Source organism: Streptomyces sp. NPDC002623 (genome assembly GCF_053592635.1).
The window spans coordinates 79,784-104,107 of the sequence record NZ_JBSFWB010000011.1 but is presented as its reverse complement, the minus strand read 5'-3'; the positions used below and the strand labels follow the sequence as shown (position 1 = coordinate 104,107).

Sequence of the window (24,324 nt, the reverse complement as noted above, 5' to 3'; positions counted from 1 at the left end):
TCCTACTGCTGCGTGTACAGGCCTTCCACTTGTTCCGCGAAGTCGCGCAGGATCGCCTCGCGGCGGAGTTTCATCGACGGGGTGAGGTGGCCGGAGAACTCCGTGAAGTCCGTCGGGAGGATGGCGAAGCGGCGGATGGACTCCGGGCGGGAGACCAGCTTGTTGGACTCGTCGATCGCGCGCTGGAGCACGGCGTTCAGATCCGCGTCGTCGATCAGGAGCTCCGCCGGGACCGGGTGCTTGCCGTTCATCTGACGCCAGTGGGTGAGGCCGTCGGGGTCGAGGGTGAGGAGGGCGGAGACGTAGGGGCGGCCGTCGCCGAGGACCATCGCCTGGGAGATCAGGGGGTGCGAGCGCAGCCAGTTCTCCAGGGGCGCGGGCGCGACGCTCTTGCCGCCCGCGGTGATGATCATCTCCTTCTTGCGGCCCGTGATGGTCAGGAAGCCTTCGTCGTCCAGTTCGCCCAGGTCGCCGGTGGCCAGCCAGCCGTCGGGGGCCGCCGGGACCACTCCCCCGGCCGCCGGGTCCCAGTAGCCGCGCAGGACGTGTTCGCCGGCGATGAGGATCTCGCCGTCCGCGGCTATGCGGATCTTCGTGCCCGGCAGCGGCCAGCCCACCGTTCCCAGGCGGGGTTTCATCGGGGGCGTGACCGTCGACGCGCCGGTGGTCTCCGTCAGGCCGTAGCCCTCGTAGATCTCGATGCCCGCGCCCAGGTAGAAGGAGGAGAGGCGGCGGCCCAGCGGGGAGCCGCCGCAGATCGCGTGGCGGACCCGGCCGCCCATCGCGTTGCGGATGCGGCGGTAGACCAGCGGGTCGTAGAAGGTGCGGGCGGCGCGGAGGGTGGCCGCCGGGCCGGAGCCGTCGCCGGTCTTCTGGGCCTCCACCGCCTCCCCGTAGCGGCGGGCCACGCCGACCGCGCGGTCGAAGGAGGACAGTCGGCCGCCCGACTCCGCCCGTGCGCGGGCCGTGTTGAAGACCTTCTCCAGCATGTACGGGATGGCCAGCAGACAGGTGGGTCTGAAGGCCGCCATGTCGGGCAGGAGTTCGTCCGCCTTCAGGCTCGGGGCGTGGCCCAGGCGGACCCGGGCGCGGACGCAGGCGATGGCGACCATGCGGCCGAAGACATGGGACATGGGGAGGAAGAGGAGGACGGAGAGCTCGTCGTCGTTCTTCGACTTGAAGACCGGGTAGAGGAGTTCGATCGCGTTGTCGACCTCGGCGAAGAAATTGCCGTGGGTGAGCGCGCAGCCTTTGGGGCGGCCGGTGGTGCCGGAGGTGTAGACGAGGGTGGCGAGGGTGTCGGGGACGAGCATCCCGCGACGGATCTCGACCTCGGCGTCCGGGACATGCTCGCCCGCCTCGATCAGCCGGTCCACATGCCCCTTCTCCATGACCCACAGGTGGTGGAGGTCGGGCAGCCGGTCGAGTTCCGGGCCGAGGGCCGCGGCCTGGCCGGCGGTCTCGGTGACCAGGGCGACCGCTCCGGAGTCGTGGAGGATCCAGCGGGTCTGGAAGACGGAGGAGGTGGGGTAGATGGGGACGGTGACCAGCCCGGCCGCCCAGGCCGCGAAGTCGAGCAGCGTCCACTCGTATCTCGTGCGGGCCATGATGGCGAGCCGGTCGCCGGGGGCGAGGCCCTCCGCGATCAGCCCCTTCGCGACCGCGTGGACCTGGGCCGCGAAACGTTCCGCCGTGATGTCGGCCCACTCGCCGTCCTGCGCCTTGCGGCTGAGCACCACCGCCGCGGGGGCGGCGGCCGCGTTGTCGTAGGGCAGGTCGGCGAGCGAGCCGTACGTCACCGGGCGCGCGAGGGCCGGGACGGACGCCTCCCGTACGGCGCCGTCGAGTCGTCGCGTCTCGGGTGCGACGAGGGTGGGGGGAGCGTCGAAGTCGGCGAAGGCCGACCCTGCGGCTGAAGCTGAAGACGGGGTGGACACGGGCGGCTCCCTGGGCGTGCAGCTACGAAACTGCTTGCTGCATTTACGTACGTGCTTCGCGCACCGACGCGTTCAACCGGTGTGCCCCTGATGACAGGGGTTACCCCCGGTTAGGTAGGGGATCGTACGGCGCTCACGTGTGGAGCCTGTGCGTGTTCCGGGATGTTCCGGGGCTAGGGCTGTGCAATCTCGGGGGTTATATGAGGATCCTTCACGTTCGTTCCAGAATCGCGGTGACGCCCTGTCCGCCCGCGGCGCAGATCGAGATCAACCCCCGTGCGGGACCGCCCTGTTCGGCGAGCAGCTTGGCCAGCGTCGCGACGATGCGGGCGCCGGTCGCGGCGAACGGGTGACCGGTCGCCAGGGAGGAGCCGGCGACGTTCAGCCGGTCCCGGTCCACCGGTCCGAGGCCCTGCTTCTCCCAGGCCGCGAGCGTCGCCAACACCTGGGAGGCGAACGCCTCGTGGACCTCGACGAGATCGAAGTCGGCCAGCGTCAGACCGGTCCGCTCCAGCATGCGCGGGACGGCGTAGGCGGGGGCCATCAGCAAGCCGTCCTCGCCGCCGGCCACATCGCCGCGCACGAAGTCCACGGCCGTCGTCTCGTACGCGGTCAGATAGGCGAGCGGCTCCAGGCCCCGCGCCTCGGTCCACTCCTCGGAGGCGAGGAGCACGACGGCCGCGCCGTCCGTGAGCGGGGTCGAGTTGCCCGCCGTCATGGTCGGGTCGGGGCCGTCGGTTCCGAACACGGGCTTCAGGCGGGCCAGTTGCTCGGCCGTGGAGTCGGGGCGCAGGTTCTGGTCGCGGGCCAGGTCGCGGAAGGGGACGACCAGGTCGCTGAAGAAGCCCCGCTCGTAGGCGGCGGCGAGCCGCTGGTGGCTGGTGGCCGCCAGTTCGTCCTGGGCCGCGCGCTCGACGCCCCAGGCGCGGGCGGTGATCGCCGCGTGCTCGCCCATGGACAGGCCGGTGCGCGGTTCGGCGTTGCGCGGGATGTCGGGGATCAGATGGGCGGGGCGGATCTGCGCGAGGGCCTTGAGGCGGGCGCCGGTGGACTTCGCCCGGCGGGCCTGAAGCAGGATGCGGCGCAGCCGGTCGTTGACGCCGAGCGGGGCGTCGCTGGCGGTGTCCGCGCCGCCCGCGATCGCGGACTCGGTCTGGCCGAGGGCGATCTTGTTGGCGGCGGCGATCACGGCCTGGAGACCGGTGCCGCAGGCCTGCTGGATGTCGTAGGCGGGGGTGCGGGCGTCCAGCTTCGAGCCGAGGAGGGTCTCGCGGGCCAGGTTGAAGTCCCGGCTGTGCTTGAGGACGGCGCCGGCGACGAACTCGCCCACCACGCCCGGGACGTCGAGGGCGTAACGGTTCACCAGCCCGTTCACCGCGGCCGTCAGCATCTCCTGGTTGGAGGCGGTGGCGTAGGGGCCGTCGGAGCGGGCGAAGGGGATGCGCGTGCCGCCGACGATCGCGACGCGGCGGGCCCTCGGGGGCTCGATGGGGGTCAGCTGCTTCGGCGTCGACTCCACGAGTCTCAGCCGTGACGGCTCCGACGGTTCCTGGGCACTCATCTCGACCTGCTCCTCGCCCTTGACCTAGACTTACCCACGGTAACCTTACTCCGGAGTAAGCAAGTGTGCCGAGCCCGTGGGAGACGAACATGGCCGACCGCTATCTGAGCTTCACCGCCACCGCACCCGGCCGCTTCCTCACTCGACGGCTCGGCCTTCCGCAGCCGGCGGCGCTCAGGCGATGGTCACCCGAACACCCGTCCCTCACAGGCAGTTTGCTCCACCTTACGGCCGGGACGACCGCCCTTGATCTCGCGCCGGTCCTGGCCCGCACCGGGCTGCCCCTCGACGGCTCCCCCGACCCCGCCGCGGTCGTGCTGGACGCGACCGGCGTCCGGGACGTCGAGACGCTCGCCGAGGTGCACGCGGCCCTGCACCCGGTCGTGCGGTCGGTCGCGACGAGCGGACGCGTCGTGGTCCTCGGCTCGCCCCTCGACGCCGACGACGACCACCACCGGGCGGCCGTGCAGCAGGCCCTGGAAGGGTTCGTGCGCTCCCTCGGCAAGGAGATCGGGCGGGGCAGGACCGTGAACCTGGTCCGGCTGGCCGACGCCCGGGCCGCCGAGTCCACCCTGCGTTTCCTCCTCTCCCCCAGGTCTGCGTACGTCAGCGGCCAGGTGATCGGGGTGGGGGCCGAGGGGCCCGCAGGAACCGTCGACCGGGCGCTTCCGCTCGCCGGCCGCACCGCGCTCGTCACCGGCGGTGCGCGCGGCATCGGCGAGGCGGTCGCCGAGACCCTCGCCCGGGACGGCGCGCATGTCGTCGTGCTCGACATACCGCAGGCCGAGGCGGACGCCCGCCGGGTCGCCGAGCGGCTGTGCGGCAGCGCCCTCGCCCTCGACATCACCGCCGCCGACGCGGGCGAGCGGATCGCCGCCGAACTCCCCGACGGAATCGACGTGCTGATCCACAACGCGGGGATCACCCGGGACCGGCGACTGGTCAACATGCCCGCCGACCGCTGGAGTCCGGTGCTCGACGTCAACCTCGCGAGCGTGCTCCGCACCACGGACGCACTGCTCGCCAAGGGGGCCCTGCGGACCGGCGGCCGGATCGTGGCCACCGCCTCCATCGCCGGGCTCGCGGGCAACGCGGGGCAGACCAACTACGGCGCGAGCAAGGCGGGGGTCGCCGGCCTGGTCCGCGCCCTCGCGCCGCGCGCGCTCGCCGAGCACGGGGTCACGGTCAACGCGGTGGCACCGGGCTTCATCGAGACGAGGATGACGGCCGCGGTCCCGCTGTTCATCCGCGAGGCGGGCCGCCGGATGAACTCCCTGGCGCAAGGAGGACTGCCCGTGGACGTCGCCGAGACCACCGCCTGGCTCGCCCATCCGGCGTCCGGCGCGGTGAACGGGCAGGTCGTGCGGGTGTGCGGCCAGAGCCTGCTGGGGGCGTGATGACCGCACTGCGCAGCACGCCGTCGCTGGGGCCGCTGCTCGCGCGGGGCGCGCTGCTCTCGCCGTTCAAGAGACCCCGCCCGGGAGCCGCGTTCGCCGGGGGCCGCCTGGTCGTGCCCGACCTGCGCGTCGACGTCGACCGGCTGTCCTGCTACGAACGGGTGTGCGGGTTCGCCACCGGCGGCGACGGCCTGCCGATCACCTACCCCCACGTCCTGGGCTTCCCGCTGGCCATGCGCATCATGAGCGGCCGGGACTTCCCGCTCCCGCTGCTGGGCCTGGTCCACACGTCGATCGACATCACCCGCCACCGCGCGCTCGCGTCCGCGGACGCCTACGAACTCTCCGTGCGCGTAGCCGAGTTGACACCGCATCGACGGGGGACGCAGGCGTCGGTCGTCACGGAGCTACGGGACCGGCCCGGCGGGGCCGTGGTCTGGGAGTCGACGAGCGCCTATCTGGCCCGGCACCGCACCGGGACGTCCGCCGAGCCGAGGGAACCCGCACCGGAACCGGAGCGGGAGCCGCCGGCGGTGCTGGACGAGTGGCGGCTCGGCGGGGACGTGGGACGCCGGTACGGGGCCGTCTCCGGCGACCGCAACCCCATCCATCTGCACCCGCTCACCGCCCGCCTCTTCGGCTTCCCCCGCGCCATCGCGCACGGCATGTGGACCGTCGCCCGCTGCCTCGCCGCCCACGGCACCCCGTCGGCCGTCCACGCCCACGCCGACTTCCGGGCCCCGGTCCTGCTGCCGGGGACGGTGGCGTTCGCTTCGGACGGCGAGCGGTTCGAGCTGCGCGGGACCGGGGAGGCGGGCCGGGTCCATGTGAGCGGCCGCGTGGACCCGCTCACGGACCGCGGGGGTCCTCCCGCTCAGGAGCCGTCGTCGTTCTCGTAGGCGTCGTTCTCGTAGGCGTCGTCCGAGGCGGGCCGGGAGAAGGGGGACGCATCCGTCGCGTCCTCTTCCTCCTGGCTCGGCATGGGCCAGGTCCGCGGCCAGGGGTTGGGGAACCGGCCCTCCCGGATCGCCCGGCGGGCGGCCCGCGTGTTGCGGTACCGGAGCGGGATCACGGTCAGGGGCAGTTCCTCGCCCGTCGTGCGCGACCGGGCCCGGACCGGGCGTACGTAGGGCCGCCCCGGGCCGCGCGCGATCCAGTCGGCCAGGGAGCGCTCGACGTCGCCGAACGGGTGGGCGATCACGAGCACGATGTCGTCGTGGTCCATGGGCTAGCCCTCCTGCGGGGACCAGGGACGGCCTTCCATCAGGTTGCCCAGGCCCGCCCAGGCGAAGTTCATCAGGGTCGTGGTCGCCTGCCGGGCCGTGATGCCGTCGGCGGTGTTGGCCCAGGTGGCGAGGGACTCGGCCGCGCCGACCAGGGCCTCGGCGAGACCGGCGACCTCGCGTTCGGGGAGGTCGGGATCCCGGTGTGCCTCGCGGGCGGCGACGGCGATCAGCTGTGTCACGAACGCGACGATCTCCTCGCGCATCGCGGCGGCCTCGGCGGCGAAGGTCTCGCCGTGGGTACGGGCCTGGAGGTGCACGACGGACCAGGCGTGCGGGTGGGCCGCGGTGTGCGCGAAGAAGGCCAGCAGCCCGTCCCAGAGCTGTCGGTCGGCGGGCAGATCGGTACGGACGCCGGACCGCACCGCGGCCACCAGCGCCGCCGCCTCCCGGCGGATGCAGGCGGTGAAGAGCTCGTCCTTGGAGTTCAGGTACAGGTACACCAACGGCTTTGACACGCCCGCGAGTTCGGCGATCTCGTCCATGGACGCGGCCATGTACCCGCGCCGCCCGAAGATCTCCACGGCGGCATCCAGCATCTGCTGCTCACGGACCGCACGCGGCATCCGTTTGGTCTTCACGGCACCCATGGGACCAGCCTAGTTCGGCCCGGACGGGAGCAACTCCCCTACGACGTCTGGCCCTGCGCGTGGGTCGAGTCGATCGCCTCGTCCTCCTGGGAGCGGTTGGCCTCCAGGTTGGCCTTCATGCGGTCCACCCGCTCCACGACCGTCACCGAGGCGCGGTCGCGTTCCTTGCGCAGCACGACGAAGCTGATCGGCGCGGAGATCACCAGCGAGAGCAGGATGATCCACATGCCGTTGGAGTCGCCGAGGCCGCGCGGGAAGACGCCCGAGTAGACAAGGCCCCAGACGACCACGAGGCAGCCGGCGAGGACACCGAGACGCATCAGTGTGTAGCGGAGCATGTCAATCCACTCTTCCGATTCCAAAAGGGGCCTTCGTCCAGTGAAGCATGCCCGGCGGTCGATCTCTCAGCGGGGTTCAGCCCAACGGCAGCAGCATGATGACGTCGTCGCGGTGGTCGTCCGGAGCGACCCTGATCGCGCCGGGTATCCGGCCGACCTCCTGGTAGCCGCAGGAGCCGTAGAAGCTCTCCAGGCCGAGTCCGCCGCGGCAGGAGAGCCGTATCGCGTCGATGCCGTCGAAGCCGCGGGCCGCGTCGGCGGCGGCCGCCAGCAGGCCACGGCCGTACCCCCGGCCCTGGTGACGGGGGTGCACCATCACCGTGTACAGCCAGACCCAGTGCGTCTGGAGCCGGTGCGTGTTGAAGGCGAAGAACGCGGCGGCGACGACCTCGCCACCGGCGTCCCGCCCGACGAGCAGCCGGTGGCGGCCCTCGGCCATCGCCACGAGGTGCTTGACCAGCTCCGGCCGGACCGCCTCGCGGTCCACCGGCGGCACGAAGCCGATGGCTCCGCCGGCGTTGGAGGCGTCCGTCCAGAGGTCGAGGATGCCGTCCCGCAGATCGGGGGTGAGGGCGGGGTCGAGGGTGAAGGCAAGCGCCACGCTCACACCCGCATCGGCTGCGGCGACTCCCGGCGCGCCGGGTCCGGGCCGTCGTACTCGCGGATGATCTCGTAGCGCGTGTTGCGCTCCACCGGGCGGAAGCCGGCGTCCCGGATGAGGTCCAGCAGGTCGTCGCGGGTCAGCTTGTTGGGCGTGCCGTAGTTGTCCGCGTCGTGGGTGATCTTGTACTCGACGACCGAGCCGTCCATGTCGTCCGCGCCGTGCTGCAGCGCCAGCTGCGCCGTCTGGACGCCGTGCATGACCCAGAAGACCTTGACGTGGGGGACGTTGTCGAAGAGCAGCCGGGAGACCGCGAAGGTCTTCAGGGCCTCGGCACCGGTCGCCATCTGGGTCCGGGCCTGGAGCCGGTTGCGGACCTTGCCGTCCTTCATGTCCACGAAGTCGTGCTGGTAGCGCAGCGGGATGAAGACCTGGAAGCCGCCGGTCTCGTCCTGGAGCTCGCGCAGCCGCAGGACGTGGTCGACGCGGTGCTTCGGCTCCTCGATGTGGCCGTACAGCATGGTGCACGGGGTCTTGAGACCCTTCTCGTGCGCCAGGCGGTGGATGCGCGACCAGTCCTCCCAGTGGGTGCGGTGGTCGACGATGTGCTGCCGGACCTCCCAGTCGAAGATCTCCGCGCCGCCGCCGGTCAGCGACTCCAGGCCCGCGTCGATCAGCTCGTCCAGGATCTCCGACGCCGACAGCCCGCTGATCGTCTCGAAGTGGTGGATCTCCGTCGCCGTGAACGCCTTCAACGAGACGTCCGGGAGGGCGGCCTTCAGCTCGCGCAGCGAGCGCGGGTAGTAGCGCCACGGCAGGCTGGGGTGCAGGCCGTTGACGATGTGCAGCTCGGTGAGGTTCTCGCCCTCCATCGCCTTGGCGAGCTTCACCGCCTCCTCGATGCGCATCGTGTACGCGTCCTTCTCGCCCGGCTTGCGCTGGAACGAGCAGTAGGCGCAGGACGCGGTGCACACGTTCGTCATGTTGAGGTGACGGTTGACGTTGAAGTGCACGACGTCGCCGTTCTTGCGGGTGCGCACCTCGTGCGCGAGCCCCCCGAGCCAGGCCAGGTCGTCCGACTCGTACAGCGCGATGCCGTCCTCACGGGTCAGCCGCTCACCGGCCCCGACCTTCTCCTCCAGCTCGCGCTTCAGCCCGACGTCCATGCCCGCACCACACCTTTCTCCGACGACATCCCCACCGTACGGCTACACCTCTTCGGGCAGCTCTCCGACCCGGTTCTCCCACTTCGTGGAGAGCACGATCGTGGTACGGGTCCGGGACACGCCCTTGGTCCCGCTGAGCCGCCTGATGATCTTCTCCAGGCCGTCCACGTCGTTCGCCCGCACCTTGAGCATGAAGGAGTCGTCGCCGGCGATGAACCAGCAGTCCTCGATCTCGCTGAGGTCCTTCATCCGGTTCGCCACGTCCTCGTGGTCGGCGGCGTCGGAGAGGGAGATGCCGATGAGGGCGGTGACGCCGAGGCCGAGCTGAGCCGCGTTCACCGTGGCGCGGTAGCCGGTGATGACGCCGGCCGCCTCCAGCCGGTTGATGCGGTCGGTGACGCTGGGTCCCGACAGACCGACGAGGCGCCCCAGCTCCGCGTACGAGGCCCGGCCGTTCTCCCTCAGGGCCTGGATGAGCTGCCTGTCCACCGCGTCCATGCGAATCGAAGCCTTCCGATCAAAGTTCCTGAAGAAAAAAGTTCCTGACGATCCTGACGATCCAGGGCAAGACGGTGCTCAGCCCGCCCGCGTTCCGCCCAGTTCGCCGTCCCACCGGCGGTACAGCCCGTGCGCGACCCCCGCCGCGTCGAGCACCCGGCCGGCGACGAAGTCGACCAGGTCCTGAATGTGGGTCGCCCCCGCGTAGAAGGCCGGGGAGGCGGGCACGACGCTCGCGCCCGCGTCGTCCAGGGCGACGAGATGACGCAGCGTCTGCCCGTTCAGCGGCGTCTCGCGGACGGCGACGACGAGTGCCCGGCGTTCCTTGAGCGTCACGCTCGCCGCCCGCTGGAGCAGGTCCTTCGACAGCCCGAGGGCGACTCCGGCGACGCAGGCGGTCGAGGCGGGGACGATCAGCATCCCCTTCGCGGGATACGACCCCGAGGACGGCCCGGCGGCGAGATCCCCCGCGCCCCAGTACCGCACCCGGTCGAGAGCCGCATCGGTCGGCTCGAACGTGTCGGGCTTTCCATCGGCCCCGCGCGCCAGCCATTCCCGCAGGTCGTCCCGCCAGTGCGCGTCCCGGAAGGAGATCTGGGTCTCGTCGAGCAGCGTGAGCCGCGAGGCCCGGCTGACCACCAGGTCCACGCTCTCGCCCCCGGCGAGCAGTGCACGCAGCACGGCGGCGGCATAGGGCGTACCGGACGCCCCGGACACCCCCACGATCCAAGGCACGCGCTGCGTTTCTCCTGCGTTCACACCTTGAGCGTACCGGTGAGCGCGGGGGTCTTCAGGACCGGTGGGCCCTAGTCAACGCGGGTGGCTACACCGTGAGCCCCCGCACCAGGAGATCCAGCAGCGCGCACCCGAAGAGGGCGATGCCGATGAAGCCGTTGACGGAGAAGAACGCCCTGTTCAGACGGGACAGGTCGTGCGGGCGCACGATCGTGTGCTCGTAGAGGAACGCGCCGGCGACGACGACCAGGCCCAGCCAGAAGAACGCGCCCGCGTCGGTCAGCAGCGCGTACCAGACCAGCAGGGCCGTCGTGATGGCGTGGCAGACGCGCGCGCCGGTGATCGCCGCCGGGATGCCGAAGCGGGCCGGCACCGACAGGACGCCGGTCTCCCGGTCGGTGTCGACGTCCTGGCAGGCGTAGATCAGGTCGAAGCCGCCGATCCAGATGCCGACGGCGAGTCCGAGGACGACCGCGTCCCAGGACCACTCGCCGGTGATCGCCAGCCAGCCGCCGATCGGCCCCATCGCCTGGGCGAGCCCCAGGATGGCCTGCGGGAAGTTCGTGAACCGCTTGCCGTAGGGGTAGACCACCATCGGGACGACCGCGACGGGGGCCAGCGCCAGACACAGCGGGTTGAGCAGCGCCGCCGAGCCGAGGAAGATCACGACGGCGATCAGCGCGCCGGTCCAGGCGTGGCGGACGGACATCGCGCCGGTGACCAGCTCGCGGTGGGCCGTCCGCGGGTTCCGGGCGTCGATCTCGCGGTCGATGATCCGGTTGACGGCCATCGCGAAGGTGCGCAGACCCACCATGCAGATCGTGACGAGGAGCAGCCGTCCCCAGTGGATGTTCCCGTCCAGCCGGAACATCGCCGTCAGCGCGGCGATGTAGGCGAAGGGCAGCGCGAAGACGGAGTGCTCGATCATCACCAGGCGCAGGAACGCCTTGGTGCGCCCCGGCTGCGGGAGCGCGGCGGAGGCGGAGCTCACAGGCCGTACTCCTTCCAGCGGCGGTCGACCGTGGCCGCCGTCTCCGGGTCGGAGACGACCATCTCCGGCCAGCCTCCGTCCCGCGTGTAGCCCTCCTCGGGCCACTTGCGGGTCGCGTCGATGCCCGCCTTGCCGCCCCAGAACTGCTGGTAGGAGGCGTGGTCGAGGTGGTCGACCGGGCCCTCGACGACCGACAGGTCGCGGGCGTAGTCCGTGTTGCCGAGCGCCCGCCAGGCGACCTCGTGCAGGTCGTGGACGTCGCAGTCGGAGTCGACGACCACGATCAGCTTGGTCAGGGACATCATGTGCGCGCCCCAGACCGCGTGCATGACCTTCTGCGCGTGCTTGGGGTACTTCTTGTCGATCGAGACGATCGCGCAGTTGTGGAAGCCGCCGGCCTCGGGCAGGTGGTAGTCCACGATGTCCGGGACGATGATCTTCAGGAGCGGGAGGAAGAAGCGTTCCGTCGCGCGGCCCAGCGGGCCGTCCTCGGTCGGGGGGCGGCCCACGACGATCGACTGGAGGAGCGGCCGGTGCCGCGTCGTCACGCAGTCGATCTTCAGCGCCGGGAAGGGCTCCTGCGGGGTGTAGAAGCCGGTGTGGTCGCCGAAGGGGCCCTCGGGGAGCATCTCGCCCGGCTCCAGCCAGCCCTCCAGGACCACCTCCGCCTGCGCCGGCACCTGCAACGGCACGGTCTTGCAGTCGACCATCTCGATCCGCTTGCCCGCGAGGAACCCGGCGAAGAGGTACTCGTCGATGTCACCGGGGAGCGGGGCGGTGGAGGCGTAGGAGACGGCGGGCGGGCAGCCGAAGGCGATCGCGACCGGCAGCCGCTCGCCCCGGCGCGCCGCGACCTGGTAGTGGTTGCGACTGTCCTTGTGGATCTGCCAGTGCATGCCGATCGTGCGCTTGTCGTGGCGCTGGAGGCGGTAGAGGCCGAGGTTGCGGATGCCGCTCTCGGGGTCCCTGGTGTGGGTGAGCCCCAGGTTGAAGAAGGAGCCGCCGTCCTGCGGCCAGGTGAAGAGGGCGGGCAACTGGTCGAGGTCCACCTCCTCGTCGTGGAGTACGACGTCGTGCACCGGGGCGTCGACGGACTTCACCTTCTTCGGCGGGACGTGCGCCATCGCGCCGAGCTTGCCGAACGCCTCGCGCACGCCCACGAAGCCGTGCGGCAGCTCGGGCCGCAGCAGGCCGCCGATCTTCTCGCTGATCTCCGCGTACGACTTGAGCCCGAGGGCCTTCAGGAGCCGTCGGTCGGTGCCGAACACGTTCATCGCGAGGGGCACGCTCGACCCCTTCACGTTCTCGAAGAGGAGCGCGGGGCCGCCGGCCTTCTGAACCCGGTCGACGATCTCCCCGACCTCCAGATACGGATCGACCTCTGCCTTGACGCGCTTGAGGTCGCCTTCGCGTTCCAGTGCCCTGAGCAGGGAACGAAGATCGTCGTAAGCCATGTGTCCCAGTATCGGCCACCGGCTACCCTGGCCCCGTCACCGGGGCCGTCCCAAGCCCTGCCGCCGTCACTTGGGGGAACCCGCCACCATGCTCAGGTATCTGCCGTTCCTGCTGGTCCTGGCGCTGTGGATCTATGCCTTCATCGACTGTCTGAACACCCCCGAGGAGGAGGTGCGCGGGCTGCCGAAGGTGGTCTGGGTCATCATCATCCTGCTCTTCGGCGAGGTGCTCGTCGGTCCGATCGCCTGGCTGGTGGCCGGGAAGGTGCGGCACGCGCCGGCGGGCGGCGCGGCCGGCGGCGCGGCGGGCGGCACGGCCAGGACCCGCCGCACCGAGTGGGTCGCCCCGGACGACAACCCCGAGTTCCTGAAGTCCCTCAAGGACAGCGAAGGGAACAAGGGGGACAAGGCGGACACGGCGAAGGACGACGACGCCCTCCTCAAGGACTGGGAGGCCGATCTGCGCCGCCGCGAGGAGGAGCTGAAGCGCCGCGAGTCCGGCGAGGACCCGCAGCCGCCCGCCTAGGAGCGGCGCTCGACGGGCTCAGCGCGCGTACGAACCGAGGCCGATCAGGCAGTACACGTACTCGTTGACGGCCGATCCGTTGAGTGTGTAGCTGTACGAGAACGCGTACTGCGTCCGGGAGTTGGCCTCGCACTTGCTCATGTCCGAGGTGAACGAAAACGTCTGGATCACCTTGTAGTGGGCGTCGGACGCCGAGCAGGACACCTCGTCCACGTTGTAGACCGGCTGCGCGACCGTGGAGTCCGGCAGGGTCCCGTTGAGACAGGTCCCGGACTCGAAGGGGTCGGGGGCCTCGGCCTCGGTCTCGTCCGCGTAGGGGTCCTGGGTGTAGGGGTCCTCGGTGTACGGATCGTCGGTGTACGGGTCCGCGGTGTACGGGTCGTAGGGGCTGTAGGAGGTATCGGGGCTGTACGGCTCGTACGTCGAGGTGCTGCCCGGGGAGCCGACGGTGTCGCCGTCGCCGCCGCCCGAGTCGATCAGGACCACTAAGAACACGAGCGCGGCGACGGCCCCGAGCACGGTGAGCACCTTGCGCACGCTGCGACCCGAGCCGACGACCCGGATGCGCAGCAGCACCTCCTGGTCTCCGATCCAGGCCCGGACGAGGTCGCCGTCCCGGGCGGGCGGGATACGCACCTGTACGGAGCCGACGTCCAGCGGGACGGTGAGGACGACACCGGCCGCGGCCTGCTGTCGCGTGAGCGATATGGGAATCTCCGGCAAGGACACGCGCCCAGTGTGAACCGGCTTGCGCCACAATCGAAGTGCTTTTCCAGAAATCGTCACCAAGGCCAGCGGGGGCTGCCGGCCTTCGCCCACTGGATCCAACCCCGCATCGAGGCCGGGGAGTTGGCCCCCTCCCGCTGCCCGCCCGGCTCCTGCCCGACCGCATCTGGCACTCTCTGAGTCCATGACGCGCCTGCGCTCCGTCGATCTCGCCCGGCTCGCCGGGCTGTCCACGCAGCAGATCCGCAACTACGAGGACGCGGGCGTCCTCCCGCCGGCCGAGCGCACGGCGTCCGGCTACCGCACCTTCACGGAGCTGCACCGGCAGGCGCTGCTGGCCTACCGCGCGTTGGCACAGGGCTACGGCCCGGTGCCGGCGGCCCGGATCATGCGCACCCTGCACGAGGGCGACACCCCGGCCGCGCTCGCCCTCGTCGACGCGGCCCATGCCGCCCTGCACGAGGAGCGCCTCGCGCTGCGGGCGACGGGCGAGGCGTTGGAGGCGCTGCGGGCGGAACCCGCGCCGCCGCCGCACCATGGGGCGAGCCTGCGCATCGGGGAGGTGGCCCGGCTGCTCGGCGTGCGGACGTCCGCGCTGCGGGTGTGGGAGGCGGCCGGACTGATCGACCCGCCGCGCGAACGCGGGACGCGCTACCGGCTCTACGGCCCCGCCGACGTCCGGGACGCCCGGATCGTGCACAGTCTGCGCCGCGGCGGCCATCTCTTCGCGCAGATCGGGCCGGTGCTGGCGGAGCTGCGCCGGGAGGGCGGCAGCGAGACGGCGCTGCGGTCGGCGCTCGCGGCCCGCGCACAGACGCTGACTGCCCGCACCCGCGCGATGCTGGCGGGGGCGGGCCGTCTCCACGCGTACCTGGACGTCGTCAGCGCAGCCGGGACGACGACAGGATCGACAGCAGATGGGCCGGAACCATCAGCCAGGTGATCGCGGCGATGGCGGCCAGCGCCCAGCGGGTCGGCTCGATGCCGCCGGTCGCCACGTCGGCGAACGCCACGACGAGGAGGACCAGCGAGGCCTCGATGCCGTTGGTCACCCGGTGGATCTTGAAGGCGGCGGCGAGACGACGCACCGAGGCGACGCCCTGCGAACGCGGCGCGGCGGCCTCGTCGTCGGCGACGGGGAGACCGCGCCGGGCCCGGGCGACGTCCACCAGGTCGGTCGAGGCCTTCAGCAGCACCACGCCGAGCGCGGTGACGAGGCCGAGCGACACCCACCCGTTGAAGCCGTTCCACTCCCCCAGCCCGGACTCGGCGGCCCGGAAGCCGAAGCCGATCATCAGCGCCGCGTCGGCCAGATACGCGCCGAGCCGGTCGACGTAGATGCCGGTCGCGCTGTTCTGCCCCTTCCAGCGGGCGACCTCGCCGTCCACGCAGTCGAAGAGCAGGAACAGTTGCATGAGAAGAGCGGCGAGGACGGCCCCGGCCAGGCCCGGGATCAGCAGGGCCGCGCCCGACAGCACCCCGCACGCCACCATCGTCCAGGTCAGCTGGTCCGGCGTGACGCGGGTGCGCACCAGTTGACGGGTGAAGCGCAGGGAGATCCGCCGCATGTACAGCCGGCCCGCCCAGTGTTCGCCGTTGCGGCTCGCCAGCTTGGCCTGCGGCTGACAGACCTCCCGCAGCTCCTCCAGTACCGGAGCAGCAACCATGAACGTTCCTTCCACAAGCCGTCGACGATCGGGCCAGGGTACAGATCGCTCAAGAGGCCCTCGCGGCGGGGCGGTTGGGTTCGGGAGAGTAGGCGTATGAACCCTTTGGATCAGGCGACGGCACGTGACTGGCTGGCCGCGGCCGTGGCCGAGGCCCGTGCCGGGCTCGCCGAGGGCGGCATTCCGATCGGGGCCGCGCTGTACGGCCCGGACGGCACGCTGCTGGGGCGCGGCCACAACCGGCGTGTGCAGGACGACGACCCTTCCATGCACGCGGAGACGGCCGCGTTCCGCGCGGCGGGGCGGCAGCGCTCGTACCGCGGCACGACGATGGTCACGACCCTCTCGCCGTGCTGGTACTGCTCCGGGCTGGTCCGGCAGTTCGGCATCTCCCGGGTGGTCGTCGGCGAGGCGGTCACGTTCCACGGCGGGCACGACTGGCTGGCGGAACACGGCGTGGAGATCGTGCTTGTGGACGACCCCGAGTGCGTGGAGATGATGCGCGACTTCATCAAGAGCAACCCGGCACTGTGGAACGAGGACATCGGTGAGTAGCCCGAACACCCCGAACACCCCGAGCAGCCCGCGCATCCCGACCATCGATCTGCGGCCCTGGCTGGACGGCGATCCCGGGACGCGCGCCGCCATCGCCCGCACCGTCGACGACGCCCTCCGGTCCGCCGGGTTCCTCCTCGTCACCGGCCATGGCGTCGATCCCGCCCTGCGCGACCGCGTCCGGGCGGCGTCCCGGGCGTTCTTCACGCTCCCCGCCGAGGTCAAGGAGCGGTACACCGCGAAGGTCGGCGGACGGGGATGGCTGGGGCCCGGCGCGGAGGCCAACGGCTACTCGGAGGGGACCGAGACCCCGCCGGACCTGAAGGAGTCCCTGACCTTCGCCACGCGCGAGCCCTTCGACGATCCTGTCGTCGACGCGGAGTGGTACGCGCCCAACGTCTGGCCGACGGAGGTGCCGGAGCTGCGCGCGCTCTGCGAGGAGTACCTGGACCGGATGGGCGAGCTGGAGAAGCGGCTGCTCTCCCTCCTCGGGGAGGCCCTGGGCATGGAACCCGACTTCTTCTCCCGGCACATGGACCACCCGACCTACGGCTTCAACATCAACTGGTATCCCGGGACGGACGTCATCGGCGAACCGGAGCCCGGCCAGTTCCGCATCGGTCCGCACACCGACTTCGGCACGGTGACGATCCTCGACCGGCAGGCGGGCAAGGGCGGGCTCCAGGTCTGGACGGACGAGGGCGGCTGGGAGGACGCGCCCTTCGACCCGGACGCGTTCACGATCAACCTCGGCGATCTGATGGCCCGTTGGACCGGTGACCGGTGGCGGTCGGGACGGCACCGCGTACTGCCTCCGCCCGCCGACGCGCCCACCGAGGAGCTCATGTCCCTCGTCTACTTCGGCGAGTGCACCCCGGGGACGCTCGTGGAGTCCGTCCCGGCCCCGGTCGGGCGGGTGGCGTACGAGCCGGTCAGCTCACATGTGTACCTGCGCGAGAAGCTGGACTCGATCACCGTGGACTGATCACTCCCGGAGCCCCAGAAAGGCTGCGTGGTACCGGCGTTGATGGCGGCTGAGCAGGACGTTCGCGTCGGTCTCGGCGCTGCCGTCGTGGCGGGCCCGGGCCTCCGTGCGCAGCGCGGCCAGATCCGCGCAGGCTGCGCAGTCGCGGACGGGAACGGGCACGTCCGGCGGGTACAGCGAACGGGAGTTGGCGGCACGGACGCCTGCGGCGAGCCGTTCGGCGGGGGTGGCGGGGCGGATCAGCTCCGGGTGAGCCTCCCACTCCCGTCCACCCCCGAGCGGGCGCAGCAACGCGTAGGGGCCGGCCTTGCCCCGGTACTCGCCGACCCTGTCCGACCTGGGGTCGTAGACGACCGTTCCCGTTTCGAACTGGCTCTCGGTGTGTTCGATCATGCCCCGTCCATGCCCTCTCCGTACCGATGCCATCACTCTGGGTGTTTCGAGCGTTGCCTATGGGCACCCTGCGTATCAATGTCGAACGCGTGCCAAGGCCGCTTGTCACGGAGGGGGACTGACCTGTGACCACCAACGCCGTTCTGTTCGGAGAGCTGTTACGCCACTTCCGCGAGGCCGCACTGCTGACGCAGGAAGCCCTGGCGAGCGCGATCCCGTGCGACCGGTCACTGGTGGCGAGAGTGGAGGCGGGGACGCGGGTCCCGCAGGAGTCGTTCGCGAAGAAGTGCGACGAAGTGCTGGATGCGGGCGGGGCGTTGGCGCGGTTGTGGGCGCGCATCGACTGGTACGCAGAGGTGGAGCATCCGAACTGGTTCCAGCGCATGGTGGACATGGAGGCGAAGGCTGTTGCGCTGCACGTGTACCAAGTGATGTTGGTGCCCGGCCTGTTGCAAACACCGGACTACGCGCGAGCGCTGCTCTCCCAGCGAGCCAGCGGCGACGCGCTCGAAAACCGGATCCGGGCCCGCTTGAGCCGACAGCCACGCTACTTCGCCGAAGGCGGGCCCATGTATGTCGCCGTGATGGACGAGAGCTGTCTGCGCAACCCGGTGGGCAGTCCCACCGTGATGCGGGATCAGTGCGCGCACCTGCTGCGCGTGGGACGACTCCCCAACGTCCGCATCCAGGTGATCCCAGCGCGCCGCTTCGACATCTACCGCCCCGACAAGTCGATGTTGCTGCTCACGTTGCCCGACGGCGAACGCTGGATCTACTCGGAATCGCGGATTCGCGGCCACTTCCACAACGATCCGGAAGGCTACGCCGAGTACAGCCAAATCTATGATGCGCTCAGGGCAGATACTCCGTCTGCTCGCGAATCCGCCGCTCTGATCGGCAACGTGATGGAGGAGTACGGCGACCATGAACCAGCAGCAACTGAGTGCGGCGACCTGGATAAAGAGCAGCCACAGCGGAGACAACGCGGGCGACTGCCTCGAATTCGCCCCCGAGTTCATCTCCGTCATCCCCGTCCGCGACAGCAAGAACCCTGACGGGGATGTCCTGCTCATCCAGCGGAGCGCCTGGGCCGCGTTCGTCGGCGGCATCGCGGAACTTTCGTAACTCAACGGACATCACGCGATCTGGCTAATACCAACTCCCCCTCCTTACCCTTGCGTTGGGAACCGGGCCTGGGGGAGGTGCGCGGTGCACAGACGGTTGTACGGGCGTGGTGCGCTGTTCGACGTCGAGCCGCCCGGTCTCGTACCGCGACTCGTCGGGATCCGTCCCTACGAACTCCACGCGGAGAAGCTCGAACACCCCACCGGCCCACCCCTGTTGGTGCTGGCGGGCGGTCGGGGGCTGGGCAAGAGCGCGGTGCTCGCCGAGCTGTGGGACGCCTACACCGACCACAACCGCCGGGGCGAGGCCCGTCGGCGCACCCCCGTCGCGTTGATCGACTGCGAGGACGAGCAGTTCGCGCGGCCGCCGCACGAGGAGAGCCCGGAGTCCTGGTCGCCGGTGTGGCAGGCGCTGCTGGTGGTGGCCGAGCAGTTGACGGAGCCCGTGCGGGCGGCCGGGCAGCTCACCTTCCCCCGGCTGACGGCGGGCCTCGTGGCCGTCCGGGCGAGCGACTGGAGCGGGCGGACCGACTCGGACCGCATCCGGCGTGAGCTGGTGCGGATCCTGCTGCTGAACGAGCGGGCCTCGCGGTTCAACCTGGCCGGGCGGTGGGCGGCGAAGGTCGCGTCGAAGGTGATCGCGGCGGCGAGCGGGGGCGGCCCGTTCGTGGCGGCGACGGTCGAGGCGACCCTGGAGGCGCTGTCGGAGGGGGTCACGCACCGCAAGGAGCAGCGCCCGGCCACCTGGTACCGCTCGTATCCGAACGCGGGCGGCAACGCCAAGCGGGGCCTGCTGCTGCTCGCGGGGAACTTCCGGGCGGGCGGCACCTCGCGGGAGCACGCCGAGCGCTGGCTGGTGCGGGCGCTGCTCGCCGACCTGGCGGAGGCGTACTCGGGGATCGGCTCGCATCTCACCCGCCTGGGCCGGCCGCTCGTGCTGCTGGACAACGCGCGTAGTGGTCCGGGGCCGGGGCTGCTGGACGCCGTCCTGCGCGACCGGGCCGACGGGGTCGCCGACCAGGTGGTGTGGGTGGCGACCGTGCGCGGCACCGACCATCCGGCGCTCGGGGACGCCGTACGGCGGGCGCTGCCGGAGGTCGCGCGGGCCACGGACTGGGAGCCGGGCAGCTCGCCCTCCTCGCGGGCGCTGCTGGTGCCGCTGCCGCCGCTCTCCCCCGACGACACCCTGCACATGGTCGGCGCGGTCTGCGACGACGTCGAACTGCCGCCGCGGCTCCCGCACGCCACCCACCGGTTGACCGGCGGGAACCCGCTGGGGATCGTGCTGCTGGCGACCGTCGCCCGACAACACCCGGAGTCGGCCGCCTCGTTGGGGCGGCTGCTCACGGAGAAGGTCAGGATGGAGGAGGGACAGGCCGACGAGGGCCGTCCCGCCTATGCCGAGTTGCTGGCCCGGCTGGTCCCCGAGGACCGGCTCGACGAGCTGACGGTCCTGGCGGCCGCGCACGGCCACGACTCCGCCGTCGCCCTCGCGCACGCCCAACTCCCGGACGACTTCGGCTCGTCGGGCGTACGGGCCCTGCGGGCGCGACTCGCCGAGGAGGGGCTGACGGCCGAAGCGGGTCACTTCGTCGGCGACCCGTTCATCCGCACCCTGCTGCTGCTCCGCCTGCACCACCGGCACGCCGACCACGCCAAGTGGCGCGAGGTCCACGAGACGATGATCGCCCACTTCGCGAGCGGGCTCGGTTTCCGGACCCCGCATCCCGGTGTCGACGCCTTCCGCCTGCACCACGAGCTCTCCCTCGGCGACACGGACGCGGCGGTGGCCCACCTGCGCGACGCCTTCGCCACCCTGCGCACCCGCACCTGGCTGGAGACGCTCCGCTTCCTGGCGTCCGCGCCCTACTTCCACGCGCACGACCCCGAGGGCCGGGACGCGGACGGCCGGGACGACCGTCGGACGGCGATCGCGCTGGGCCGCACGGACGCGGGCCGGCCGCCGCCGGAGGGCGTGAACGCGGCCCTGCATCTGCGGATACGGCGGCTGCTGCACGCGGTGTGGCAGGTGACCGACCCGCTGGTGCTGCCGGACCCGAGGGTGTGCGGGCGGCTGGGGTTCGAGCTGCTCCAGCTGTCCGACCTGCGGCCGGCCGGGGGCGCGCTGCTGTTCGCGACCTCCCAGGCCTGGCCCGAGGACGCCCTCGCGGGCCGCCCGCTGCACATACCGGCCGAAGACGGAGACGGGGACGGCGACGGGGACGGGGTGGCGTGATGGCGGCGGACGGGGTCGGAAGCCCGCTGGTGCGGTGGCTGCGGGAGGTCTGGGAGATCCGCCTCTACCGCTATCTGACGGTGCTGGTCACGGCGGCCGTGGTGACCGGGCTGGTGTTCGCCGGGCTGGCGGTCACCGACGAGGACCGTTCGTGCGCGCCGGGGGTGGCCCGTCCGGCCGACAGCGACGAGTGCGTGGGCGTGGCCACCGACGCGTACGACTTCGGACACGCCCAGCTGCGGGACGCGGTGAAGGCGATCGACCGGGAGAACGACCGGCTCAAGGCGGGCAGTTATGTCACGGTCGCGCTGATGCTGCCGTACACCGCCACCACCGCCTCGACGCTCAGCGACATCCAGCACGAGCTGCAGGGCGCGTACCTGGCGCAGTGGCAGGCCAACCACACCTCCAACGGCCAGGCTCCGCTGATCCGGCTGGTGCTCGCCAACCCGGGTGCCACCAGCGAGCACTGGGCGGTGATGGTCGACCAGCTGGAGCGGATGGCGCAGGGGGCCGACCGGCTGCGCGCGGTGACCGGGGTCGGTCAGAGCACCGACAACAACAAGAAGGCGGTCGCGGAACTGACCCGGCGGGGCATCCCGGTGGTCGGCGCGTCCATCACCGCCGACGACCTCGCCAACGGGCAGAACGGCAAGGACCCCTTCCCCGGACTGGCCCGGGTCTCGCCCACCAACACCGACGAGGCGCGTGCCCTGGCCTCCTTCGCCAAGGTCGACGCGGGACGGGCGCTGCTGGTCTACGACAAGCCCGGCGACCCGTACACGCGGACCCTGCAAGCGTCGTTCGCCGTGCTGCTCAAGGGCTCGCCCTACGAGCCGCAGCCGTTCACCCCGCCCGCCGACCGCACCCAGGAGGGCACCACCGCGAACACCTTCCGGCAGATCACCCACCTGGTGTGCGACACCTCGGCGGCGACCGACACGATCCTGTTCGCCGGGCGGCACACGCAGTTGCGCCAGTTCGTCAACGCGCTGGGCACCCGGGGCTGCCAGGACCGGAAGTTCACCGTGCTGACGGGCGACGAGGGCTCCTACCTGTCCGGCGACAAGAAGCTGGACCGCACCGCCCTCACCCACAATCTCGCCGTCCGCTACACCGCCCTGGCCCACCCGGACGCCTGGACGAAGTCGCCCGCGGGCTCCGTCGGCGGATCGGCGGCGGACGCGAAGGTCCTCACCGACCTGCTCGCCCGCAGCGCCCGTGAGCCGGTCGGCCCGATCGGCGAGATCGGCTTGGAGGACGGCCAGCTGATCATCGGCTACGACGCGGCGACGCTGGCCGTCCACGGCATCCGCGAGGCCACCCCCGACGGCGGGACGGTCCCGCCGCTGGCGGACGTCGGCCTGCAGTGGCCGCAGGTCAAGGGCTCGCTGCGGGTGAACGGGGCGAGCGGCTGGATCTGCCTGGACGTGCACGGCAACCCGTACGACAAGGCCGTCCCGATCGTGGAGCTGCACGCGGACGGCGGCTCGCGCTTCGTCCGGATCGCCTGGCCGGAGGGGAAGCCGCCCGGGAAGGAGTGCCTCCCGCCGTCGTAACGGCTCGGGCCGCTGCCCTAGCGGCTCAGGAGCCTGCCAGGATTTCGATCAGGCGTTCGAATCTGGCGCGCCAGCCGGGTTCGGTGCCGCCGTCTCCCAGTCGCCCCTGGAACTCGTGGGTGAAGCGCAGGAGGGAGCCGTCGGCCCCGTCCCGCTCCAGATGGAACCGGATCCGGCCGCCGCCCGCCACGGTGTACTCGGCGACCCGGTCCACGTCCCACGCGGTGACCCGGCCCTCCCCCAGGCCCCGCAGGGCGACCGCGCCGCCGAGCCGGTGTTCGAGGACGTCCACGGGCGTCCACCAGAGCGCGAGCCCCTCCGGGGTGGTCAACGCGGGCCAGACCGTCTCCACGACCCCCGGGAGCCGCACCAGGAAATGCAGGATGTGCGTGTTCCCGTGGGTCTGGCTGGTGCCCTGTTCGACGGAACCGCTCATGACACCAGCCTGACCCGTGGGAACCGGTTCCGCACGGTTACGGGCGCTCGCCCCGCTTGTCCACGACCGTGCGCTCCAGGACCGCGGTGCGGGCGGTCACGTCCCCCTTCTTGAACCCCCAGGGCAGGTCCTTCACCGCGACCTCGCGCTCACCGAGGAACTCCCTGGTCTTCTTGTCGAAGATCAGCTCCCGGCGCTCTCCGTCGTCGATCTTGGCCACGGCCACCCCGTGCCGACCGGCCGCGTCCACGGCGTCGTCGATCACGAAGACCCCGGAGATCTTGGCTGCGGCCCGGTAGAGCGCGGCGGCCTGCGCGGGCGGCATCAGGGACTCCCGGGCGAGGTCGCCGACGAGGACGAAGTTGGCCTCGTCCTTGCTGCTGCTGCCCCGACTGACGCTGTTGAGCCACTCGAACATCTTGTCGGGGTCGGTCGGCAGGGTCTGGAGGTGGCGGTAGCCGGTGTTGGACGCGACGCCGGGCGTCGGCTTCTCCAGCAGCTGGTGGTCCGAGCGGACGGCGGGGTCGTGCAGCATGCCCTGCCGGCTGCCGTCCACCGACAGCCACACCTCACGCTCGTGGATCGGTTCGAGCTTCGCGGGCTGCCCGGCCTCCTCGGCGCTCCAGGCGACCTTGCTCTTGATGTACACGAACTGGTCGTCGCGGATGTCGGCCGGCATGTCGGCGTGCTCGGCGGCCAGCGCGATGTCCTCCAGCAGCCGCACGGCCTCCGTCGACCTCGCCGGCTCCGACGGCTCGGCCGGCAGGACGGTGAACGTGACGGCGGCGACGGTCGCCACGGCCGCCGCCGTGAGCGCGGGTCGCACCCACCGCTTCCGCGGTTTCGCGACGGCTTCGTCGGTGTGCCGGATCTCGGTCATCAGATGCTCCTTGAGGAGTCGGTGACGGCCCGGCGGAAGGTCTCGCTCCGAAAGTTCGGGGAGCTGGTTCATCGGTTTCCCTCCCTGATGGGCCTGACCGCCGAGGTGCGGTCTTCACCTCTCACCTGTCCGCGCACGGCAGGCGGTTCCATATGTTTCGCGAGCTTTGCGCGCGCCCGCGAGAGCCGTGATCGCACGGTGCCCACGGGCACCCCCAGCGCCTCGGCCGCCGCCTCGTAGCCGAGGCCCGACCACACGCACAGCGCCAGCACCTCGCGCTCGGCGCGCCGCAGCCGCGCCAGCGCGGTGCGCACGGCGGTCAGTTGCACGGCGTCGTCCACCCGGTCCGCCACCTCGTCGGCGAAGTCCCGCACCGTCTCCTCGCGCGGCAGCCGGGCCACCGCGGCCGCGTGTCTTCGGGCCGCGCGGCGGACGTTGCGGGTGACGTTGGTGGCGATGCCGAGCAGCCAGGGGCGCGGGGAGCCGCCGTCCTCGTCCAGCCGCTCGCGCAGCCGCCAGGCGTCCAGGAAGGTCAGCGAGACGATCTCCTCGGCGGTCGTCCACTCCCCCGTGAGCCGATAGGCGTGGTTGTAGACCGAGCGCGCGTATGCGTCGAAGAGCTCGCCGAAGGCGTCGTGGTCCCCCGCGCGGATGCGTTTCCTCAAGATGCTCAGATGCGTATCCAC

26 protein-coding genes and 1 pseudogene are annotated in these 24,324 nt (G+C 71.4%); 10 read left to right on the top strand and 17 right to left on the bottom strand.

All coding sequences use genetic code 11. The features are described from left to right. Positions 1-2: 2 nt before the first annotated feature. Together ACWD4O_RS21400 and ACWD4O_RS21395 are read right to left on the bottom strand one after the other, a co-directional pair. The gene (locus tag ACWD4O_RS21400; RefSeq protein ID WP_451281884.1) at positions 3-1,937 is read right to left on the bottom strand and encodes an AMP-dependent synthetase/ligase; all 1,935 of its coding nucleotides are present in this window, start codon (positions 1,935-1,937) and stop codon (positions 3-5) included. Between the two features lie 211 nt (positions 1,938-2,148). After that, positions 2,149-3,435, bottom strand: coding sequence for an acetyl-CoA C-acetyltransferase (locus ACWD4O_RS21395; protein WP_451282152.1), 1,287 nt, complete (start codon positions 3,433-3,435; stop codon positions 2,149-2,151). Between the two features lie 152 nt (positions 3,436-3,587). Here ACWD4O_RS21395 and ACWD4O_RS21390 point away from each other — a divergent pair, with 152 nt between their 5' ends. Both ACWD4O_RS21390 and ACWD4O_RS21385 read left to right on the top strand, forming a co-directional pair. After that, on the top strand, positions 3,588-4,895 hold the full coding sequence (locus ACWD4O_RS21390; RefSeq protein ID WP_451281883.1) for a 3-oxoacyl-ACP reductase: 1,308 nt from the start codon (positions 3,588-3,590) through the stop codon (positions 4,893-4,895). Further along, positions 4,895-5,794, top strand: coding sequence for a MaoC family dehydratase (locus ACWD4O_RS21385; RefSeq protein ID WP_451281881.1), 900 nt, complete (start codon positions 4,895-4,897; stop codon positions 5,792-5,794). Before ACWD4O_RS21390 ends, ACWD4O_RS21385 begins: the two co-directional genes overlap by 1 nt. Here the strand turns inward: ACWD4O_RS21385 and ACWD4O_RS21380 are convergent. The 9 genes from ACWD4O_RS21380 to ACWD4O_RS21340 form a co-directional block, all read right to left on the bottom strand. After that, positions 5,770-6,120 carry a hypothetical protein gene (locus tag ACWD4O_RS21380; protein WP_451281880.1) on the bottom strand — a complete coding sequence of 117 codons (351 nt, stop codon included), beginning with the start codon at positions 6,118-6,120 and terminating at the stop codon, positions 5,770-5,772. The genes ACWD4O_RS21385 and ACWD4O_RS21380 overlap by 25 nt on opposite strands. A 3-nt stretch (positions 6,121-6,123) precedes the next feature. Continuing rightward, positions 6,124-6,768 (bottom strand): TetR/AcrR family transcriptional regulator, encoded by a 645-nt coding sequence (locus ACWD4O_RS21375; protein ID WP_451281879.1) that lies wholly within the window; start codon positions 6,766-6,768, stop codon positions 6,124-6,126. Between the two features lie 38 nt (positions 6,769-6,806). Then, positions 6,807-7,106 (bottom strand): DUF4229 domain-containing protein, encoded by a 300-nt coding sequence (locus ACWD4O_RS21370; protein ID WP_450946013.1) that lies wholly within the window; start codon positions 7,104-7,106, stop codon positions 6,807-6,809. Between the two features lie 76 nt (positions 7,107-7,182). Further along, positions 7,183-7,707 carry an N-acetyltransferase family protein gene (locus tag ACWD4O_RS21365; RefSeq protein WP_451282150.1) on the bottom strand — a complete coding sequence of 175 codons (525 nt, stop codon included), beginning with the start codon at positions 7,705-7,707 and terminating at the stop codon, positions 7,183-7,185. A gap of 2 nt (positions 7,708-7,709) precedes the next feature. Next, on the bottom strand, positions 7,710-8,873 hold the full coding sequence (mqnE, locus tag ACWD4O_RS21360; RefSeq protein WP_351904201.1) for an aminofutalosine synthase MqnE: 1,164 nt from the start codon (positions 8,871-8,873) through the stop codon (positions 7,710-7,712). A gap of 42 nt (positions 8,874-8,915) precedes the next feature. Beyond that, a complete protein-coding gene (locus ACWD4O_RS21355) occupies positions 8,916-9,371 on the bottom strand; it encodes an Lrp/AsnC family transcriptional regulator (RefSeq protein WP_319672767.1) in 456 nt (151 codons plus the stop codon). A gap of 78 nt (positions 9,372-9,449) precedes the next feature. Beyond that, entirely contained in the window at positions 9,450-10,106 is a 657-nt protein-coding gene (locus ACWD4O_RS21350; protein WP_451282149.1) for a UbiX family flavin prenyltransferase, read from the bottom strand. A gap of 88 nt (positions 10,107-10,194) precedes the next feature. Beyond that, positions 10,195-11,097, bottom strand: a complete 903-nt coding sequence (gene mqnP, locus ACWD4O_RS21345; RefSeq protein ID WP_451281876.1) for a menaquinone biosynthesis prenyltransferase MqnP — start codon at positions 11,095-11,097, stop codon at positions 10,195-10,197. Next, a complete protein-coding gene (locus ACWD4O_RS21340) occupies positions 11,094-12,551 on the bottom strand; it encodes a menaquinone biosynthesis decarboxylase (protein WP_451281874.1) in 1,458 nt (485 codons plus the stop codon). Before ACWD4O_RS21340 ends, mqnP begins: the two co-directional genes overlap by 4 nt. A gap of 88 nt (positions 12,552-12,639) precedes the next feature. On the opposite strand from ACWD4O_RS21340, the gene ACWD4O_RS21335 reads away from it, so the two are divergent. Continuing rightward, positions 12,640-13,077 (top strand): PLD nuclease N-terminal domain-containing protein, encoded by a 438-nt coding sequence (locus ACWD4O_RS21335; protein WP_451281872.1) that lies wholly within the window; start codon positions 12,640-12,642, stop codon positions 13,075-13,077. 18 nt (positions 13,078-13,095) lie between these two features. Here ACWD4O_RS21335 and ACWD4O_RS21330 read toward each other — a convergent pair whose 3' ends face one another. Continuing rightward, positions 13,096-13,806, bottom strand: coding sequence for an LppU/SCO3897 family protein (locus ACWD4O_RS21330; protein ID WP_451281871.1), 711 nt, complete (start codon positions 13,804-13,806; stop codon positions 13,096-13,098). A 181-nt stretch (positions 13,807-13,987) separates the two neighbouring features. Here ACWD4O_RS21330 and ACWD4O_RS21325 point away from each other — a divergent pair, with 181 nt between their 5' ends. Further along, positions 13,988-14,746: a MerR family transcriptional regulator gene (locus ACWD4O_RS21325; protein ID WP_451281869.1), complete on the top strand. Its 759-nt coding sequence runs from the start codon at positions 13,988-13,990 to the stop codon at positions 14,744-14,746. Here the strand turns inward: ACWD4O_RS21325 and ACWD4O_RS21320 are convergent. After that, positions 14,685-15,470 carry a CDP-alcohol phosphatidyltransferase family protein gene (locus tag ACWD4O_RS21320; RefSeq protein WP_351904226.1) on the bottom strand — a complete coding sequence of 262 codons (786 nt, stop codon included), beginning with the start codon at positions 15,468-15,470 and terminating at the stop codon, positions 14,685-14,687. The genes ACWD4O_RS21325 and ACWD4O_RS21320 overlap by 62 nt on opposite strands. A 96-nt stretch (positions 15,471-15,566) precedes the next feature. Between ACWD4O_RS21320 and ACWD4O_RS21315 the strand changes: the two genes are divergently transcribed. After that, complete coding sequence (locus ACWD4O_RS21315) at positions 15,567-16,025, top strand: nucleoside deaminase (protein ID WP_451281866.1); 459 nt, start codon at positions 15,567-15,569, stop codon at positions 16,023-16,025. Beyond that, positions 16,018-17,010: an isopenicillin N synthase family dioxygenase gene (locus ACWD4O_RS21310; protein ID WP_451281864.1), complete on the top strand. Its 993-nt coding sequence runs from the start codon at positions 16,018-16,020 to the stop codon at positions 17,008-17,010. Before ACWD4O_RS21315 ends, ACWD4O_RS21310 begins: the two co-directional genes overlap by 8 nt. On the opposite strand, the gene ACWD4O_RS21305 is transcribed toward ACWD4O_RS21310, so the two are convergent. After that, positions 17,011-17,403 carry a hypothetical protein gene (locus ACWD4O_RS21305; RefSeq protein WP_451281862.1) on the bottom strand — a complete coding sequence of 131 codons (393 nt, stop codon included), beginning with the start codon at positions 17,401-17,403 and terminating at the stop codon, positions 17,011-17,013. A 125-nt stretch (positions 17,404-17,528) separates the two neighbouring features. Here ACWD4O_RS21305 and ACWD4O_RS21300 point away from each other — a divergent pair, with 125 nt between their 5' ends. The 4 genes and pseudogenes from ACWD4O_RS21300 (at position 17,529) to ACWD4O_RS21285 (ending at position 22,322) form a co-directional block, all read left to right on the top strand. Next, entirely contained in the window at positions 17,529-18,458 is a 930-nt protein-coding gene (locus tag ACWD4O_RS21300; RefSeq protein ID WP_451281860.1) for a helix-turn-helix domain-containing protein, read from the top strand. Next, positions 18,412-18,528, top strand: a pseudogene (locus tag ACWD4O_RS21295) (DUF397 domain-containing protein); the annotation flags it as partial. The gene ACWD4O_RS21300 and the pseudogene ACWD4O_RS21295, both read left to right, overlap by 47 nt. Before the next feature lie 84 nt (positions 18,529-18,612). Continuing rightward, the gene (locus tag ACWD4O_RS21290) at positions 18,613-20,763 is read left to right on the top strand and encodes a hypothetical protein (RefSeq protein WP_451281858.1); all 2,151 of its coding nucleotides are present in this window, start codon (positions 18,613-18,615) and stop codon (positions 20,761-20,763) included. Then, a complete protein-coding gene (locus ACWD4O_RS21285) occupies positions 20,763-22,322 on the top strand; it encodes a hypothetical protein (protein ID WP_451281856.1) in 1,560 nt (519 codons plus the stop codon). Before ACWD4O_RS21290 ends, ACWD4O_RS21285 begins: the two co-directional genes overlap by 1 nt. Positions 22,323-22,347: 25 nt before the next feature. Here ACWD4O_RS21285 and ACWD4O_RS21280 read toward each other — a convergent pair whose 3' ends face one another. The 3 genes from ACWD4O_RS21280 to ACWD4O_RS21270 are packed head-to-tail and all read right to left on the bottom strand — an operon-like array spanning position 22,348 to position 24,303. After that, the gene (locus ACWD4O_RS21280) at positions 22,348-22,758 is read right to left on the bottom strand and encodes an SRPBCC domain-containing protein (RefSeq protein ID WP_451281854.1); all 411 of its coding nucleotides are present in this window, start codon (positions 22,756-22,758) and stop codon (positions 22,348-22,350) included. Positions 22,759-22,795: 37 nt separating this feature from the next. After that, entirely contained in the window at positions 22,796-23,710 is a 915-nt protein-coding gene (locus ACWD4O_RS21275; protein WP_451281852.1) for a CU044_5270 family protein, read from the bottom strand. After that, a complete protein-coding gene (locus tag ACWD4O_RS21270; protein WP_451281850.1) occupies positions 23,707-24,303 on the bottom strand; it encodes an RNA polymerase sigma factor in 597 nt (198 codons plus the stop codon). Before ACWD4O_RS21270 ends, ACWD4O_RS21275 begins: the two co-directional genes overlap by 4 nt. Positions 24,304-24,324 lie beyond the last annotated feature (21 nt).

Coding starts and splice junctions, on each gene's coding strand:
- ACWD4O_RS21390 (WP_451281883.1), top strand. CDS start 3,588: ATGGCCGACCGCTATCTGAGCTTCACCGCCACCGCACCCGGCCGCTTC.
- ACWD4O_RS21385 (WP_451281881.1), top strand. CDS start 4,895: ATGACCGCACTGCGCAGCACGCCGTCGCTGGGGCCGCTGCTCGCGCGG.
- ACWD4O_RS21380 (WP_451281880.1), bottom strand. CDS start 6,120: ATGGACCACGACGACATCGTGCTCGTGATCGCCCACCCGTTCGGCGAC.
- ACWD4O_RS21375 (WP_451281879.1), bottom strand. CDS start 6,768: ATGGGTGCCGTGAAGACCAAACGGATGCCGCGTGCGGTCCGTGAGCAG.
- ACWD4O_RS21370 (WP_450946013.1), bottom strand. CDS start 7,106: ATGCTCCGCTACACACTGATGCGTCTCGGTGTCCTCGCCGGCTGCCTC.
- mqnE (WP_351904201.1), bottom strand. CDS start 8,873: ATGGACGTCGGGCTGAAGCGCGAGCTGGAGGAGAAGGTCGGGGCCGGT.
- ACWD4O_RS21355 (WP_319672767.1), bottom strand. CDS start 9,371: ATGGACGCGGTGGACAGGCAGCTCATCCAGGCCCTGAGGGAGAACGGC.
- ACWD4O_RS21340 (WP_451281874.1), bottom strand. CDS start 12,551: ATGGCTTACGACGATCTTCGTTCCCTGCTCAGGGCACTGGAACGCGAA.
- ACWD4O_RS21335 (WP_451281872.1), top strand. CDS start 12,640: ATGCTCAGGTATCTGCCGTTCCTGCTGGTCCTGGCGCTGTGGATCTAT.
- ACWD4O_RS21325 (WP_451281869.1), top strand. CDS start 13,988: ATGACGCGCCTGCGCTCCGTCGATCTCGCCCGGCTCGCCGGGCTGTCC.
- ACWD4O_RS21320 (WP_351904226.1), bottom strand. CDS start 15,470: ATGGTTGCTGCTCCGGTACTGGAGGAGCTGCGGGAGGTCTGTCAGCCG.
- ACWD4O_RS21315 (WP_451281866.1), top strand. CDS start 15,567: ATGAACCCTTTGGATCAGGCGACGGCACGTGACTGGCTGGCCGCGGCC.
- ACWD4O_RS21305 (WP_451281862.1), bottom strand. CDS start 17,403: ATGATCGAACACACCGAGAGCCAGTTCGAAACGGGAACGGTCGTCTAC.
- ACWD4O_RS21285 (WP_451281856.1), top strand. CDS start 20,763: ATGGCGGCGGACGGGGTCGGAAGCCCGCTGGTGCGGTGGCTGCGGGAG.
- ACWD4O_RS21280 (WP_451281854.1), bottom strand. CDS start 22,758: ATGAGCGGTTCCGTCGAACAGGGCACCAGCCAGACCCACGGGAACACG.
- ACWD4O_RS21275 (WP_451281852.1), bottom strand. CDS start 23,710: ATGAACCAGCTCCCCGAACTTTCGGAGCGAGACCTTCCGCCGGGCCGT.